Origin of the sequence: Variovorax sp. YR266 (assembly GCF_900107295.1) — a bacterium.
GTDB lineage: Bacteria > Pseudomonadota > Gammaproteobacteria > Burkholderiales > Burkholderiaceae_C > Variovorax.
Genome location: NZ_FNPM01000007.1, coordinates 118,940 through 132,401 on the forward strand (window position 1 = coordinate 118,940; position 13,462 = coordinate 132,401).

Here is a 13,462-nt window from a genome sequence, read left to right on the forward strand (position 1 = left end):
GGTCATTCGAGGGTGGTGGGGGCGGGTTCGGTATCGAGGCGGGCGCGCAGCGTGTCGAATTCATCGCTCCACTGCGTGCGCCATGCGCGGCGCTGCGTGTCGTCGATCCACGCACCGTCCAGGCCGTTGTGCATGAAGCCGCGCAGGTCGTCCAGGCCGAAGCCGAAGTCGCGCACCATCATCAGCCAGGCCTGCGTGGGCGTGACCTTGTGCAGCGTCGGGTCGTCGGTGTTGGGGTGGATGCGCAGGCCCAGGCCGGGCATGCGGCGGATCGGATGATCGATGGCCCATCGCTCGGGCGGCAGCGTGCGCAGGTAGTACGAGTTGGTCGGCACTACCGTGAAGATCACGCCGCGATCAGCACATTCGCGCGCGAAGTCTGGCTGGTCGACCACCGTGTAGCCGTGGTCGATGCGGTCGACCTGCAGCACGTCGAGCGCAGTGCGCACGTTGGTCCAGGGCATGCCGAACTCGCCCGCGTGCGCGGTGGTCTTGAGGCCCGCCTTCTTCGCATCGGCATAGGCCTGCGTGAACAGTTCGGGCGGACGGTCGACCTCGCGGTAGTCGATGCCGATGCCGATCACCTCCTCGCAGCGATGCGCCTTGACCCACTCGACCATCTCCACGGCTGCCTCGGGCCTGGCTTCGCGGTCGATGGCGGCGATGAGGCGGCCGACGATGCCGAATTCTTGTTGCGCGTCCTGGATCGCGCGGACGATGGCGCCTTGCGCGAGCGGGTAGGCAATGCCCGACTCGTGCACCGTACCGGTCGGGTTCCAGAAGAACTCGGCGTAGCGCACGTTGTGCGAGGCCGCGTCCTGCAGGTATTCGAGCGTGAGCTGATAAAGGTCGCCGGCGCTGCGCACCAGCTGGGCGTCGAGCGCGCGCAGCACCCGCAGCACGCCGACCGGCTTTTCGCCGCGCGTGTAGAAGCCCTCGATCTCGTCGGCCGCCAGCGGCGAGCCGGCGCGCAGGTTGAGCTGCTTGAAGGTTTCGTGGCGCACCGTGCCGAACAGGTGGCAATGCAACTCGGCCTTGGGCATGGCACGGAGCATCGATTCCAGCGCGAGAGGCGCGGTGGTGGCAGGCGTGGGGCTGGTCATGCTGACCAGTCTAGTAACGGCGCTCTCATAAAGAAAATTTTGAATTTCTATAATTTGATTCACTGAATCAATAACCGGGGATTCGCCCATGGCCGCCTTGCCTCTGCGTGCACTCACGTTGCGCCAGCTGCAGTTCTTCTCGGTGCTGGTGGAAGAAGGCCAGTTCGGCCGCGCCGCGCGCCGGCTGGCCATCACGCAGCCGGCCTTGAGCAACGCCATCAAGCAGATGGAGAAGCTGCTCGGCGCCGAACTGCTCACGCGCTCCACCCACCGGCTGGAGCTCACGCCCGTGGGCGCCGAGGTGCTGGCGCGCACCGACTTCCTGGTCAATACCTTCGAGGTGGCGCTGCGCGACATCGAAAGCACGGTGCAGCGCGGCCGCGCCTTCGTGCGCATCGGCGTGATTCCCTCGGCCAGTGCGCGCGTGGCGGCTGCTGCCAGCGAGTTTTTGCAGAGTGGGCAGCGCGAGGTGGAGCTGGCCTGGCGCGACGCCCCCTCGAACACGCTGCTGGCCGAACTGCGCAGCGGGCAGATCGACATGGCGGTGGCCGCCATCACCGAGCCGCCGGGCGGGTTGACCTGCATCGACCTGTTCCGTGACCCGCTGGTGCTGGTGGTACGACGCGACCATGCACTGGCGGCGGCCGGCGATGCCCAGTGGGAGGCCATCGGCAAGGAGCGGCTGGTGCTGTTCGAACGCGGCAGCATGCCTGCGCTGGGCAACCCGGCGCGCGCGCAGTTCGCGCAGGGCCCGGAACCGTACCGTGTGAGCTATTCCGAGACGCTCTATGCGCTGGTGCGCAGCGGGCAGGCGCTGGGCCTGATGCCGCGCCTGTACACCTCGTCGCTGCGCGACCCCGAACTGGTGGTGGTGCCGCTGCTGAAGCCGCGCGTCGAGCGCCGCGTGGTGCTGGCCTACCTGCCGGGGCCGATGCGCAACGTGGTGGCGCAAGAGCTGATCGCGTTCCTGCGCGAGCGCCTGCCGCAGGCCGGCGAGGCGACAGTGCGGCGCGTGAGCGGCAAGGGCGTGCGCGCGCGGCGCCAGTCCTAGCCGTTCAATTCAGCCGCGGCGTGGATCGTCTCGCGCACGCGCGGATAGATCTGCGCATTCCACTTGCTGCCGCTGAACACTCCGTAGTGCCCCACGCCGGCTTGCAGGTGGTGCGTCTTGAGGTACGGCCGGATGCCCGTGCAGAGGTCTTGCGCCGCCACCGTCTGGCCCACGGCGCAGATGTCGTCGCGCTCGCCTTCCACCGTCAGCAGCGCGGTGCGGCGGATGGCGGCGGGGTTCACGGTGCGGTCGCCCACGGTGAGCACGCCTCGTGGCAGGTCATACGTCTGGAAGACTCGTTCGACGGTCTCCAGGTAGAACTCGGCCGGCAGGTCGTTCACGGCCAGGTACTCGTCGTAGAAGGTGCCGATGGTGCGGGCCTTCTCGATGTCGCCCTCGACCAGATGGCTGTACATGTCCTCGAACTGCTTCTTGTGCCGCTCGGGGTTCATGCTCATGAAGGCCGAGAGCTGCAGGAAGCCCGGGTACACGCGCCGCATCATGCCGGCGTGCGGCCACGGCACGTGGCTGATGAGGTTGCGCCTGAACCACTCGATGGGCTTGCTGGTAGCCAGCGTGTTCACGCCGGTCGGGTTGATGCGGCAATCGACCGGGCCGGCCATCAGCGTGAGGCTGCGCGGCGTGGCGGGGTTGTCGTCTTCGGCCATCAGCGCGGTGGCGGCCAGCGCGGCCACGCAGGGCTGGCAGACCGCGACCATGTGCACGCCCGGCCCCACGGCCTCCAGGAAGCTGATGAGCTGCCGCGTGTAGTCGTCCAGGCCGAAGCCGCCGTGCCACAGCGGCACGTCGCGCGCGTTGTGCCAGTCGGTCAGGTACACGTCGTGGTCGCGCAGCAGGGTGCGCACGGTTTCGCGCAGCAGCGTGGCGAAATGGCCCGACAGTGGTGCGGCCAGCAGCACCGGCGGGTGCACCGCATCGGTGTCCTTGCGGAAATGCAGCAAGGTGCCGAAGGGCGAAACGAGGGTCGTCTCCTCGTGCACGGCCACTTCCGCGCCGTCGACCATGACGCTGTGTATGCCGTAGTCGGGCCGCGTGTGGGTCAGCCGCATGCGCGAGAACACCTCGAACTGGGCGGCCATGCGCCGCAATATGGTGCGCTCCGTGCCGTCCTTCCACAGGGCCTTGCTCATGTACTGCGCCGCGAGCCGCGCCGGAGAGAGCAGGTCGGCTTGGTTCTGGTAGGCCCGGTACAGCATGAATACCTCGCAGGCAAGTTGCGGGCCAACCGCATGGCATGGCGCTTGCACGCAACAGCACAACGCCCAAGGAGCTTCACGATGGCCAAACCCGTTCTCACCATCAGCAGCAAGAACTACGGCGCGTGGGCGCTGCGCGGCTGGCTGATGTGCAGGCTGGCCGGGCTGGACTTCAGCGAGAAGGTCATTCCGCCCGACGATCCGGCCATGAAGGCCGAGATGCTGCTGCTGTCTTCGTCGATGCTCGTGCCCTCGCTGCAGCACGGCAGCGTGAAGGTGTGGGACACGCTGGCCATCGGCGAATACCTCAACGAGATCAAGCCCAAGGCCGGCCTGCTGCCGGACGACGTGGCGGCCCGCGCCCATTGCCGCGCCATCTGCGGCGAGATGCACTCGGGCTTCGGCTCGATGCGCGGCGCGCTGCCGATGAACATCAAGGCCCATTTCAAGAACTTCAAGGTGTGGTCTCGCGCGCAGGCCGACATCGACCGCATCGTCGCCATCTGGCGCGAATGCCTCAAGGCGTACGGCGGCCCCTTCCTGTTCGGCAAGCAGCCGGGCATGGCCGACGCGATGTACGCGCCGGTGGTCACGCGCTTCCTGAGCTACGACGTGGCGCTAGACAGCGTGTGCGCGGCTTACTGCAAGCGCGTGATGGAACTGCCGGCCATGAAGGAATGGGTGACGGCCGCGAAGCAGGAGCCCGAGGAGATCGACGAGCTCGACGCGGAGTTCTGAGCCGCGCGCTTCATGAACTCGCCGGGGGCGGCTCGAAGCCGGCCTGCGCCAGCTTGCGCTCGATGTTCTGCGCGGCCTGCTGCAGGTCGGCCAGGTGGGCCGAGACGATCTCGCGCTCGCTCTTCACCGCCGGCAGCCAGGCGCAGCTGAGGCAGCCCACCACCAGCTCGCCTTGGCGCAGTGGCACCGAGATCGCGCCGAAGCGGTCGGGCGAATCCATGCTGGTCGAGGTCGGGTCGCGCGCCACGTAGCCGAGGTCGCGCGCGTGCGCCACCATGCGCCGGATGTTCTCGGGCCGCCGCGCGCTGCGGTCGAAGTCGTTGGGCGAACGCGCCAGCGCCGCGAGGATTTCTCGTCGCTCGTCTTCCGGGCAGAACGAGAGATAGCAGCGCCCCAGTGAAGACAGCAGCATCGGCGGACGAAAGCCCAGCGCACGGTAGTTGACGGCCAGGCCGTTGCGCGGCCGGTCGGTGTCGAGGATGAGCATGGCCGTGCCGTCTCGCACGCCCAGGTCGATGGGCCACGGCACCACCCGCTGCAGCGTGGCGCGCGCGGGCGCCGCCAGCGCCGACAGGCGCGTGCGCCATGTCATTGCAGGCCCCGACTGCCCGGTGGCCGACGTGGGCACGTAGCGCCTGTCGTGCTCGCTGCGCTCGGCCCAGCCCGCCTGCTGCAGTGTCTTGAGGATGCGCAGCAGCGTGGCCTTCGACAGGCCGGTCTGGCGGTGCAGCTCCTGCAGCGTGACGGCCGACGAGCGCTGGATGGCCAGCATCACGTCGAGCCCGCGGCGCAGCGCGTCGATGGCTTTCACGCTCTGCGCGCCCGTGGTGTCCGACATGCCGGTCTCCGGAAAAAAGTTCACTGAGTGAAACTATATCTTCTGGCTTCGAGGCCCCGTTCCTACAGTGCGGACGACACCAACGTCGTCCCACCGAGAAGGAAAAGAGCATGATGTTTCACCCGCGAAACGCGGTCCGTGCCGCTGCAGCAGCCGTTCTTTCGCTATGCGCCGCCACCGCGGCCATGGCGCAGGCCTGGCCCTCCAAGCCGATCACCATCGTCGTGGCCTACCCGGCCGGCGGCGACACCGACGCCATCGCGCGCACCTATGCCGAGAAGCTGTCGCAGCGCATCGGCCAGCCGGTGCTGGTCGACAACCGGCCCGGCGCGAGCGGGATGATCGGCAACGTCTGGGTCGCCAAGGCGCCGGCCGACGGCTACACGCTGCTTTTCACGCCCAGCACCTTTCCCATTGCGCAGCACGTGCTGAAGACCGGCCCCGGCGTGGCGCACGACGTGGTGAAAGACTTCACGCCCATCGTGAAGACCGGAAACATCCCGCTGCTGCTGGTGACCGCGCCGTCGACCGGCATCCAGAGCGTGGCGCAACTCGTTGCCGGCGCGAAGGCCGGCAAGACCACGACCTACGGAACGCCCGGTGCCGGTTCGCCGATGCACATTGCGGGCGAACTGCTCAACAAGGACGCGGGCATCGCGGCCACGCACGCGCCGTACCGCGGTGTGGCGCCGGTGGTCAACGATGTATTGGGCGGCCATGTCAGCGTGGGCTGGATCACGCCCGGCGCCGTGGCGGGCCACATCGCCGCGGGCAAGCTGATTCCGCTCGCGGTCGCGGAACGCCAGCGAACGAAGCTGATGCCCAACGTGCCCACCTTCATCGAGCTGGGCTTCAAGGACGTGGACGTGAGTGCCTGGATGGGGTTGCTCGGCCCGAAGGCGATGCCGGCCGAAGTCGTGCAGGTGCTCAACAAGCACTTCAACGAGATCCTGAAGATGCCCGACGTGCAGGCAAAGATGGCCGCGCTCGGCATCGAGCCCGTGGGCGGCGCGCCCTCCGTGCTGGCGCAGCAGATTGCAGACGACGACCAGCGCTTCGGCAAGCTGGTGCGCGAGTTCGGCATCCGCGCCGATTGAAGAAGAAGGAGACGATGCATGCTGAGCGAAGAAAAGAACCGCCTGCTGACCGAAGTGGGCCCCGGCAAGCCGATGGGCGACTACCTGCGCCGCTACTGGCACCCGATTGCCGGTGCGAGCGAGTTCGGCGACAAGGCCGTGAAGCCGCTGCGCATCCTCGGCGAGGACCTGGTGCTCTACAAGGATCTGAGCGGCAACTACGGCCTGGTCGACCGCCGCTGTCCGCACCGCAACGCCGACATGTCGTACGGCTACGTCGAGCAGTGCGGCCTGCGCTGCAGCTACCACGGCTGGCAGTACGACCAGAGCGGCCAATGCGTGCACCAGCCCTTCGAGGAAACGCTGGACCCCGGCGCGCGCATGCGCAAGAACACGAAGATCAAGGCCTACCCGGTGCAGGAGAAGGCCGGCCTGCTATGGGCCTACATGGGCCCGCAGCCCGCGCCGCTCTTGCCCGACTGGGAGCTGTTCAACTGCAGGAACGGTTTTGCGCAGGCGGTGTTCGCGGAGATTCCGTGCAACTGGTTCCAGTGCCAGGAAAACTCCATCGACCCGGTGCACTTCGAGTGGACCCACAACAACTGGACCACGCGCCTGCAGGGCGAAGAAGGGCCGTACGTGCCCACGCATCTGAAGCTGGCCTTCGAGGAATTCGAGCACGGCTTCGTCTACAAGCGCCTGCGCGGCGGCGAGCGCGAAGACAACGTGATGTGGACCACCGGGCGCGTCACGCTGTGGCCGAACGGCTTCTTTCTCGGCCATCACTTCGAATGGCGCGTGCCCATCGACGACCACCACACGCTCAGCGTGCTGTGGGTGCTGAGCCGCGTGCCGAGCGAGCAGGAGCCCTATGTGCAGGAGCGCATTCCTTCGTGGTACGGGCCCATCAAGGACCCGGTCACCGGGCGGTGGATTACCAGTCATGTGGCCAACCAGGACTTCGTGGTGTGGGTCGGGCAGGGCGCCATCACCGACCGCACGCGCGAGAAGCTGGGCCAGAGCGACAAGGGCATCGTGATGATGCGCCGCCGCTTCTTCGAGGAACTCGAGGCAATGCAGGCCGACCCGGCGCACGAGCCCAAGGGGCTGATCCGCGATCCCGAGAAGAACCGCGATGTGTTCCTGCCGTCAGCGTGCCGCGACGAGATGCTGAACGGCTTGCCGCGTGCCGAATTGGCCGCGCATCCGCTGCTGGGGCCGTATCTGAAGGATTTCTTCGGCCAGGCCGGGCAGCCTGAGGAGGTGCGCGCGGCCTATGAGAAGGCCATTGGCCAGAAGGTCGAGGGCGCGACCTTCTTCAAGGTGCACGGCGCCGGGGTCGAAGAAAAGGCCTAGTGGCGGAACATCCGCAGGTCGAGCGCGCTTTCTTCGCCGAGCCACATGGCATGGGCTGTGTGGTCGGCAAAGTCGTCGCCCGTCACGCCGTGCACGAACACGTCGAGGCCGTTGCGGTTGGCGTCGAGCCAGCCGATGACCTGGTCGAACTCGGCGGCGTCGAAGGCGAGCTGGCAGCTCCAGTGCGGATGCGGCCCCACCAGCCGCTCGTGCACGCGGCCGACCACCACCATCAGCTCGTGGCCCGCGCGCTCGCAGAGGGCGCGGGCCTGCACCACCGTGTCGGGCGCGAAATAGACGTGGGCGTGGTACTGGGCGTAGAGGTTTTCGGGGCGGCGTGGCATGGTGCGCTCATTGTGGCCCTAACCGCGGGCCCAGGTGAAAACGCCCGCTGTAGCGGAACACGTCGCCGAACCAGCGGTGGCGCAGCAGCATCTTCATGGTGAAGTGGTCGGCATCGGCGGGGTCGGGCCGCTCCTCGACATAGGCGGTGCCGAGAAAGAGGCCCAGCGGCAGCGGAATGCGCAGCCCCGCGATGCGCCAGATGTAGCCCATGTCGCGGAACACCACCGCGCCGTCTTCTGCGCTCACCGCCAGGCGCATGCCGATGCCGAAGCGCACGTATTCGATCACCTCGCTGCCTTGCTTCGCATCGCGTTCCATGTGCGAGCGGAAATGGAAGGGCGGCTTTCCCGGAAAGTGGAAGATACGGTCCCAGTAGAGATTGGCGTCGTCGGGGCGGCAGCGGTAATGCACCTCGATCGGCACATTCGTGCCCTGGTGCGGAACGAGCGCGCCGAACAGCCGGCCGAAGGGCATCAGCAGCGCGGCCCAGGGGGCGTGCCAGACCTCGTTCATCGTTCCGCGCACGCACACGTAGTCGCCGGAGAACGGCGTCATCGTGTAGTGGCGGCGGATGACGTCGCCGAGCCGGTCCCACGCGGGGCCGAGTGCCTGCTGGAAGACGGGTTGCATCGTCATCCTGCTGCCGCCGTTGCCGTGGCTTCGCTGCGCGCCTTGTAGAAGCGCAGGATGTTCTCCGAGGCGTCATTGAGCAGCAGTTGCATGACCCGGTCCGCATACCAGTTGAAGCGCGTGCTCAGGCGCCACGACACTTCTACGCGCAGCTCGGTGCCGCCCTCACGCGGGGTCAGCGTGTAGGTGGCGTCGCGCAGGTCGAAATACTGGCCGCCGATCATCACGTGGTCGTCGAGCGCCCCGGCGGGGAAGGAGTCGGGCGAGAAGCGAAAGCGCCACTTCAGCAGGCGGTTGGGCTGCCACTCGGTGACGATTTCTTCGAAGTGCACGTTCTTCTGCCATTGCACTTGGCGCACGCGGCCCTCGGGCGTGTCGACGGTCACCCCAGACACCGGCATCGGCACGCCGATGCGGTAGGCCCATGCGTCGCCGACTTCGGCGGGGCGGATGTCGCGCGCGGCATTGAGCTCGTGCCACACGCGCTCGGCCGGCGCGGCGATGAAGAGCGTGCGCGAGGTGTTCGAGAACTGGTCCGGGTTGGGCAGTTGCGGCTCGATGCCGCCGAGCAGCAGCGGCATCAGGGCGAAGCTGTACAGCGCGGGCTTGGGCCAGTTGGTGATGCGGCACACGATGCCCATTGCCAGGCCGCCGACGCTGCCCATCACCGCGAACAGCGGAATGATGACGATGGCGCAGATGATGCCTTCGATGAACACCGCCAGCGTGCCGGTGACGAACAGCGCTGTCGCCACCCAGGGCGCCCAGAGGTAGTAGCCCCAGCTGCGCCGCTCGATGCGCTCGGCCAGGTACACCGTGACCGCGCCGCACACGGCGGGCACGAAGTACACGAACGACCCGAGCATCGGGGAGAAGCGCTGGCCAGGCCCGCCGCTGAAGACGACACGCAGCACCAGCGCGACGAGCGCGCCCGCCAGGATCGGCCAGAACCATGCGAAGGGCATGCGGCGCCGGGGCTCGGCCTGCTCGGCGGGGGCGAGCTCGGAGAGCCTGCTTTCTTCGTTGTCGTTGCTCATGTGGAAACCTCTTCTCCTCGTTGTGCTTGTGTTGTTCGTTCTGTCAGTCGGCGCGGCGCTTCGCCGTGACCATGCAGTAGTCGAAGTCGCGCCAGAACATGCCCAGCGCGAGCGCGCAGTAGCTGGCCACGATGTGCTTGCGCCGCCACGGGCTGAGCTTGCCGCGCGCCTTCCAGAGCTCGGCCAGCGTGAAGCGGGTGGCCAGCACCGGGATGTGCAGCGCGCTGGGCGCCACGCGCCAGCGCAGCGACTTCACCTCGATGTCGTCAAAGCCGTGCTCGCGCAGCGCGGCGACGAAGTCTTCGCGCACGGCCAGCGTGGGCACGGCCCAGCTGTCGGCCCACAGGCGGTGCAGCCAGCTTGCCAGGCGGCCGGGCCGGGGCCGCAGCAGAAAGCCGTCAACGACAGCCAGCCGCGCACCGGGCTTCAGCAGCCGGGCGGCTTCGCGGATGAAGTCGGCCTTGGCGGTGCCGTCGGCATAGCAGGCGCTCTCGACGGCCCACGCGCCATCGGCTTGCGCGGCGGGCAGGCCGGTGCGCGTGTAGTCGGCTTCGAGGTGCGCCATGCGGTCGGCCACGCCAGCAGCGGCGTCGAGCTTCGCGGCGATGCGGTTCTGCACGGCGACGTTGGTCACGGTGATGGCGTAGAGCGACGGATCGTCGCCGACCAGCGTGCGCGCGGTGGCACCGGCGCCGCAACCCATGTCGATCACGCAGCGGCGGTGCGCGGTGCCGGGCTGTGCGTCGCCGAGCTGCAGCGCACGGCCGACCGCGCGGTTCATCTCCACCAGCATGCCTTCGCGCCGCAGCGGGTTCAGGCCCGCGCGCCAGAAGCCGAAGTGCATGTTGTAGCTGGGGCTCCAGGCGCTGTAGTCGGTCGCTACTTCGGTGAAGTAGTCCTGCGTGTCCTCGGTCGTGATGGGCGCGCTGGCGTGGCTTGCCGGGGTGCGCAGGGGCGTTTCGTGCGGCACGCGGAAGTCGGGCTGGAAGACGGTGGGCATGGCGATTCCCTCGGTGGTTGCTTGTTCGTTGGTTCTCAGAGGCGGCAGTTGCCGTCGTCGCAGGAAGGCGCGACACGCCCGGCCAGCCTTGCGGCCAGCCAGCGCGGAATGCGGTAGCGGTTGCGGGCCAGCAGTGCATAGGCGCGGTCGGCCAGCGGCGCGACGATCGGCAGGTCGAGCAGGAAGCTGCCGCTCGACAAGCCGACAGCTGTGCGGCAGATGCGGATCGCGGGCACGCCGACGAACACCCGGCCTTCGGCGTCCGACACATGGATGGCCGCCATCAGCGCGTCGCGCGGAGCCGGGCCGCTGCTGAACGCCAGCGGCGAGCAGTCGACCAGTTGCAGCCGGCCCCCCGCATCGCGCGCCTTGAGGCTGCCCATTTCGGCCGAGCAGATCGCGCAGCTTGCGTCGAAGTAGATCGTGAGCGGGTAGGCAGGAAGGGCGGTGTGGCTCATGTTGCTTTTGGTTCTCGATATTTCTGTCAAAACAGAAACTGAAAGGCAAAAAAAGGGGCCTCAGATCATCGGCAGGCTGGCATGGTGCGCGTCCGGGTCTTCGTCCTTGCCGCCCTTGCTGGACGCAGCGATATCGCCACGCACGAACCTCTGCACGCTCGCGCCCAGCGTCATCACCTTGTCAAGCGTGCCGGGCGACAGCCGCAGCATTTCGTCGGCCCAGGTGGCGAGCTTGTCCATGAGTTCCATGGTGGAGCGGATGCGGTCCTGTGCATCGGCCGGTTCCTTCTGGAAGTCGGGGCTGGAGACCAGCTCGCGCAGCACGCGCACGGTGGGGTCGAATTCGCGTTCCTTGCGTTCGCGCACGACGGTGCGGAACAGCTCCCACACGTCGACGCTGGTCTCGAAATAGTCGCGCCGGTCGCCCAGCGTGTGGGTTACGCGCACGAGATTCCAGGCCTGCAGCTCCTTCAGGCTGTTGCTGATGTTGGAGCGGGCGACGCCGAGCGTGTCGCTCAGCTCCTCGGCGTTCATCGGCTTGCCATGCGCGAAGAGCAGGGCGTGGATCTGCGAGACGGTGCGGTTGACGCCCCACATGGAGCCCATTTCGCCCCAGTGCAGGACGAACTTGCGTTGAATGTCGGTGAGTTCCATGGCGTCGAGTTTAGGATTTATGAAATTTCTGTCAATAGAGAAATTGAAAAACTGGCGACAACGGTGAATCGGTGGAATACTGTATGAATAAACAGTAAATCCAGCCTCGAAGGAGTTGCCATGCCAGCTGCCCGGATCCCCATTCACGCCATCAAGGGCCGCGGCGCGGCCACGCATATCGCGCATCGCTTCTCGAAGGACGAGCGCAACGCCTTCGACGACGGCTGGGGCACGCTCGAAGAAGGCGTGGCCGAGGCCGATGAGCTCCAGCCCATTGCCACCGAGGTGCGCTTCGAGGACGTGAAGTCGGTGCTCAACGGGAACGACTCGCCCGACATCTACTTCGACCGATCGCTCAATCCGTACCGCGGTTGCGAACATGGCTGCATCTACTGCTTCGCCCGGCCCACGCACAGCTACCTGAATCTCTCTCCCGGCCTCGACTTCGAGACCAAGCTCATCGCCAAGCGCAACATCGTCGAGGTGCTGCGCACCGAGCTCGGGCGTAAGAGTTACAAACCCAGCTACATCGCCATCGGCACTGCCACCGACTGCTACCAGCCCATCGAGCGCGATCTGCGGCTCACGCGTTCGATCATCGAGTTGCTGCAGGAAACGCGGCATCCGTTCGCGCTGGTCACCAAGTCGAGCGCCATCGAGCGCGACCTCGACTTGATCGCGCCCATGGCGGCCGACCACCTGGTGGCCGTGTACGTGACCGTGACCACGCTCGACGGCGAACTCGCCCGCAAGCTGGAGCCGCGCGCCGCCGCGCCGCATCGCCGGCTGCGCACCATCCGCACGCTGACCGATGCCGGCGTGCCGGTCGGCGTGAGCGTGGCGCCGCAGATTCCCTTCGTCACCGAAGACATGGAGCAGGTGCTCGAAGCCGCGTGGGAGGCCGGCGCGCGCAGCGCCTTCTACACGGTGGTGCGGCTGCCGTGGGAGGTGGCGCCGCTCTTCAAGGAATGGCTGATGCTGCACTACCCGCAGCGCGCCGACCGCATCATGGCGCGCATCCACGAGATGCGCGGCGGCAAAGACTACGACGCCGACTTCGCCACGCGCATGAAGGGCTCGGGCCTGTGGGCCGACCTGATCCACCAGCGCTTCGAGAAGGCCACGAACCGCCTCGGCTACAACCGCGAGCGCATTCCGCTGGATGTCACCGCGTTCCGGCCGCCTGGGGCTGCGGGGCAGGGCAACTTGTTCTAGCCGTACTCAGGCGCGCACTCAGGCCACCGATGGCGCGTGCCGCCCGAGCGGCGGTCGGCTTTTTCCGGGACCACGCCCAGCGCGCTCAGTTCCCTGCCGCGCAATTCGAGCCGGTGCAGGCACTCGAGAAAGATGTCGAGGTGCTCCGCGTCGATGCCGTCGAGAAGATCCATGTTGAGGCGGGCGACCCGCGGAAACAGCGCGTCGCAGAGCTCGCGGCCGGTGGAGCTCAGGCGCACATGTACTTCGCGGCCGTCCTGCGCATCCTGGCGCCGCTCCACCAGTTTCTTCTCGCTGAGGCTGCGCAGGCCGCGCGAGGTGCGCACACGGTCCAGTTGCAGGCGCTCGGCAAATGCGGAGGAGGTGATCTCGCCGATCTGCGCGAGCATGCCGATCATTCCCCACTCGCGATGCGTGATGCCGAAGCCGCCCTCGACCAGGCGGGTTGCCATGCCGCTGCAGGCACGCACCGCGCGCGACAGCCGGTACAGGAGCAGGTCGTCCAGGGAGCGCGGATCGCGCAAGGCATCTGCATTGGGAAAAGCTTGCATGCGAGTCGGAAATGAAGAACTGTGGCCAAGCCGCTTTGGCGGCAAGTGATTGATTAGATTAACTATTGACTGCCTGTTTATAACAAAGCAACAAAGGATAAATAGTGCCGGAGTAAGTATTGATATGCAGGTTTTTTTGAACACTCGTCAAGGTCAATTGGTCAGCTTCTGCTCAGTGTCGATGTAATCGTGC

Annotated in this window: 15 protein-coding genes; 5 read left to right on the forward strand and 10 right to left on the reverse strand. The window is 67.0% G+C overall.

The genetic code is table 11. From position 1 onward, the window contains the following. Positions 1–2: 2 nt before the first annotated feature. Positions 3–1,103: an adenosine deaminase family protein gene (locus tag BLW48_RS19100; protein ID WP_177142361.1), complete on the reverse strand. Its 1,101-nt coding sequence runs from the start codon at positions 1,101–1,103 to the stop codon at positions 3–5. Between the two features lie 88 nt (positions 1,104–1,191). Between BLW48_RS19100 and BLW48_RS19105 the strand changes: the two genes are divergently transcribed. Then, on the forward strand, positions 1,192–2,154 hold the full coding sequence (locus tag BLW48_RS19105) for a LysR family transcriptional regulator (protein WP_093176949.1): 963 nt from the start codon (positions 1,192–1,194) through the stop codon (positions 2,152–2,154). On the opposite strand, the gene BLW48_RS19110 is transcribed toward BLW48_RS19105, so the two are convergent. Beyond that, complete coding sequence (locus BLW48_RS19110; RefSeq protein ID WP_093051548.1) at positions 2,151–3,371, reverse strand: polyhydroxyalkanoate depolymerase; 1,221 nt, start codon at positions 3,369–3,371, stop codon at positions 2,151–2,153. The two genes, BLW48_RS19105 and BLW48_RS19110, sit on opposite strands and share 4 nt — an antisense overlap. Before the next feature lie 81 nt (positions 3,372–3,452). On the opposite strand from BLW48_RS19110, the gene BLW48_RS19115 reads away from it, so the two are divergent. Next, entirely contained in the window at positions 3,453–4,109 is a 657-nt protein-coding gene (locus tag BLW48_RS19115) for a glutathione S-transferase (protein ID WP_093051545.1), read from the forward strand. 10 nt (positions 4,110–4,119) lie between these two features. Here the strand turns inward: BLW48_RS19115 and BLW48_RS19120 are convergent, their stop codons facing one another. Continuing rightward, the gene (locus BLW48_RS19120) at positions 4,120–4,947 is read right to left on the reverse strand and encodes a helix-turn-helix domain-containing protein (RefSeq protein ID WP_093176951.1); all 828 of its coding nucleotides are present in this window, start codon (positions 4,945–4,947) and stop codon (positions 4,120–4,122) included. A 110-nt stretch (positions 4,948–5,057) separates the two neighbouring features. Here BLW48_RS19120 and BLW48_RS19125 point away from each other — a divergent pair, with 110 nt between their 5' ends. Both BLW48_RS19125 and BLW48_RS19130 read left to right on the forward strand, forming a co-directional pair. Next, complete coding sequence (locus BLW48_RS19125; protein WP_093176952.1) at positions 5,058–6,044, forward strand: tripartite tricarboxylate transporter substrate binding protein; 987 nt, start codon at positions 5,058–5,060, stop codon at positions 6,042–6,044. A gap of 18 nt (positions 6,045–6,062) precedes the next feature. Beyond that, a complete protein-coding gene (locus BLW48_RS19130) occupies positions 6,063–7,379 on the forward strand; it encodes an aromatic ring-hydroxylating oxygenase subunit alpha (RefSeq protein WP_093176954.1) in 1,317 nt (438 codons plus the stop codon). On the opposite strand, the gene BLW48_RS19135 is transcribed toward BLW48_RS19130, so the two are convergent. The 6 genes from BLW48_RS19135 to BLW48_RS19160 are packed head-to-tail and all read right to left on the reverse strand — an operon-like array spanning position 7,376 to position 11,503. After that, positions 7,376–7,723 (reverse strand): DOPA 4,5-dioxygenase family protein, encoded by a 348-nt coding sequence (locus BLW48_RS19135; RefSeq protein ID WP_093176955.1) that lies wholly within the window; start codon positions 7,721–7,723, stop codon positions 7,376–7,378. The genes BLW48_RS19130 and BLW48_RS19135 overlap by 4 nt on opposite strands. Positions 7,724–7,730: 7 nt before the next feature. Then, positions 7,731–8,360, reverse strand: a complete 630-nt coding sequence (locus tag BLW48_RS19140) for a DUF4166 domain-containing protein (RefSeq protein ID WP_093176957.1) — start codon at positions 8,358–8,360, stop codon at positions 7,731–7,733. Further along, on the reverse strand, positions 8,357–9,391 hold the full coding sequence (locus BLW48_RS19145) for an SRPBCC family protein (protein ID WP_093176958.1): 1,035 nt from the start codon (positions 9,389–9,391) through the stop codon (positions 8,357–8,359). The genes BLW48_RS19140 and BLW48_RS19145 overlap by 4 nt, the downstream gene beginning before the upstream one ends. A 43-nt stretch (positions 9,392–9,434) precedes the next feature. Then, positions 9,435–10,391 (reverse strand): SAM-dependent methyltransferase, encoded by a 957-nt coding sequence (locus tag BLW48_RS19150; protein WP_093176960.1) that lies wholly within the window; start codon positions 10,389–10,391, stop codon positions 9,435–9,437. Between the two features lie 35 nt (positions 10,392–10,426). Next, positions 10,427–10,849 (reverse strand): thiol-disulfide oxidoreductase DCC family protein, encoded by a 423-nt coding sequence (locus BLW48_RS19155; RefSeq protein ID WP_093176961.1) that lies wholly within the window; start codon positions 10,847–10,849, stop codon positions 10,427–10,429. Positions 10,850–10,909: 60 nt separating this feature from the next. Beyond that, entirely contained in the window at positions 10,910–11,503 is a 594-nt protein-coding gene (locus BLW48_RS19160) for a GbsR/MarR family transcriptional regulator (protein ID WP_093176963.1), read from the reverse strand. A gap of 120 nt (positions 11,504–11,623) precedes the next feature. Here BLW48_RS19160 and BLW48_RS19165 point away from each other — a divergent pair, with 120 nt between their 5' ends. After that, positions 11,624–12,718 (forward strand): PA0069 family radical SAM protein, encoded by a 1,095-nt coding sequence (locus BLW48_RS19165; RefSeq protein WP_093051516.1) that lies wholly within the window; start codon positions 11,624–11,626, stop codon positions 12,716–12,718. On the opposite strand, the gene BLW48_RS19170 is transcribed toward BLW48_RS19165, so the two are convergent. After that, entirely contained in the window at positions 12,715–13,269 is a 555-nt protein-coding gene (locus BLW48_RS19170; RefSeq protein ID WP_093051513.1) for a MarR family winged helix-turn-helix transcriptional regulator, read from the reverse strand. The genes BLW48_RS19165 and BLW48_RS19170 overlap by 4 nt on opposite strands. Positions 13,270–13,462: the final 193 nt, after the last annotated feature.

What these genes read in the sequence shown, in the direction of transcription:
- BLW48_RS19100 (WP_177142361.1), bottom strand. Translation starts at nt 1,103, where the DNA reads ATGACCAGCCCCACGCCTGCCACCACCGCGCCTCTCGCGCTGGAATCG.
- BLW48_RS19105 (WP_093176949.1), top strand. Translation starts at nt 1,192, where the DNA reads ATGGCCGCCTTGCCTCTGCGTGCACTCACGTTGCGCCAGCTGCAGTTC.
- BLW48_RS19110 (WP_093051548.1), bottom strand. Translation starts at nt 3,371, where the DNA reads ATGCTGTACCGGGCCTACCAGAACCAAGCCGACCTGCTCTCTCCGGCG.
- BLW48_RS19115 (WP_093051545.1), top strand. Translation starts at nt 3,453, where the DNA reads ATGGCCAAACCCGTTCTCACCATCAGCAGCAAGAACTACGGCGCGTGG.
- BLW48_RS19120 (WP_093176951.1), bottom strand. Translation starts at nt 4,947, where the DNA reads ATGTCGGACACCACGGGCGCGCAGAGCGTGAAAGCCATCGACGCGCTG.
- BLW48_RS19125 (WP_093176952.1), top strand. Translation starts at nt 5,058, where the DNA reads ATGATGTTTCACCCGCGAAACGCGGTCCGTGCCGCTGCAGCAGCCGTT.
- BLW48_RS19130 (WP_093176954.1), top strand. Translation starts at nt 6,063, where the DNA reads ATGCTGAGCGAAGAAAAGAACCGCCTGCTGACCGAAGTGGGCCCCGGC.
- BLW48_RS19135 (WP_093176955.1), bottom strand. Translation starts at nt 7,723, where the DNA reads ATGCCACGCCGCCCCGAAAACCTCTACGCCCAGTACCACGCCCACGTC.
- BLW48_RS19140 (WP_093176957.1), bottom strand. Translation starts at nt 8,360, where the DNA reads ATGACGATGCAACCCGTCTTCCAGCAGGCACTCGGCCCCGCGTGGGAC.
- BLW48_RS19145 (WP_093176958.1), bottom strand. Translation starts at nt 9,391, where the DNA reads ATGAGCAACGACAACGAAGAAAGCAGGCTCTCCGAGCTCGCCCCCGCC.
- BLW48_RS19150 (WP_093176960.1), bottom strand. Translation starts at nt 10,391, where the DNA reads ATGCCCACCGTCTTCCAGCCCGACTTCCGCGTGCCGCACGAAACGCCC.
- BLW48_RS19155 (WP_093176961.1), bottom strand. Translation starts at nt 10,849, where the DNA reads ATGAGCCACACCGCCCTTCCTGCCTACCCGCTCACGATCTACTTCGAC.
- BLW48_RS19160 (WP_093176963.1), bottom strand. Translation starts at nt 11,503, where the DNA reads ATGGAACTCACCGACATTCAACGCAAGTTCGTCCTGCACTGGGGCGAA.
- BLW48_RS19165 (WP_093051516.1), top strand. Translation starts at nt 11,624, where the DNA reads ATGCCAGCTGCCCGGATCCCCATTCACGCCATCAAGGGCCGCGGCGCG.
- BLW48_RS19170 (WP_093051513.1), bottom strand. Translation starts at nt 13,269, where the DNA reads ATGCAAGCTTTTCCCAATGCAGATGCCTTGCGCGATCCGCGCTCCCTG.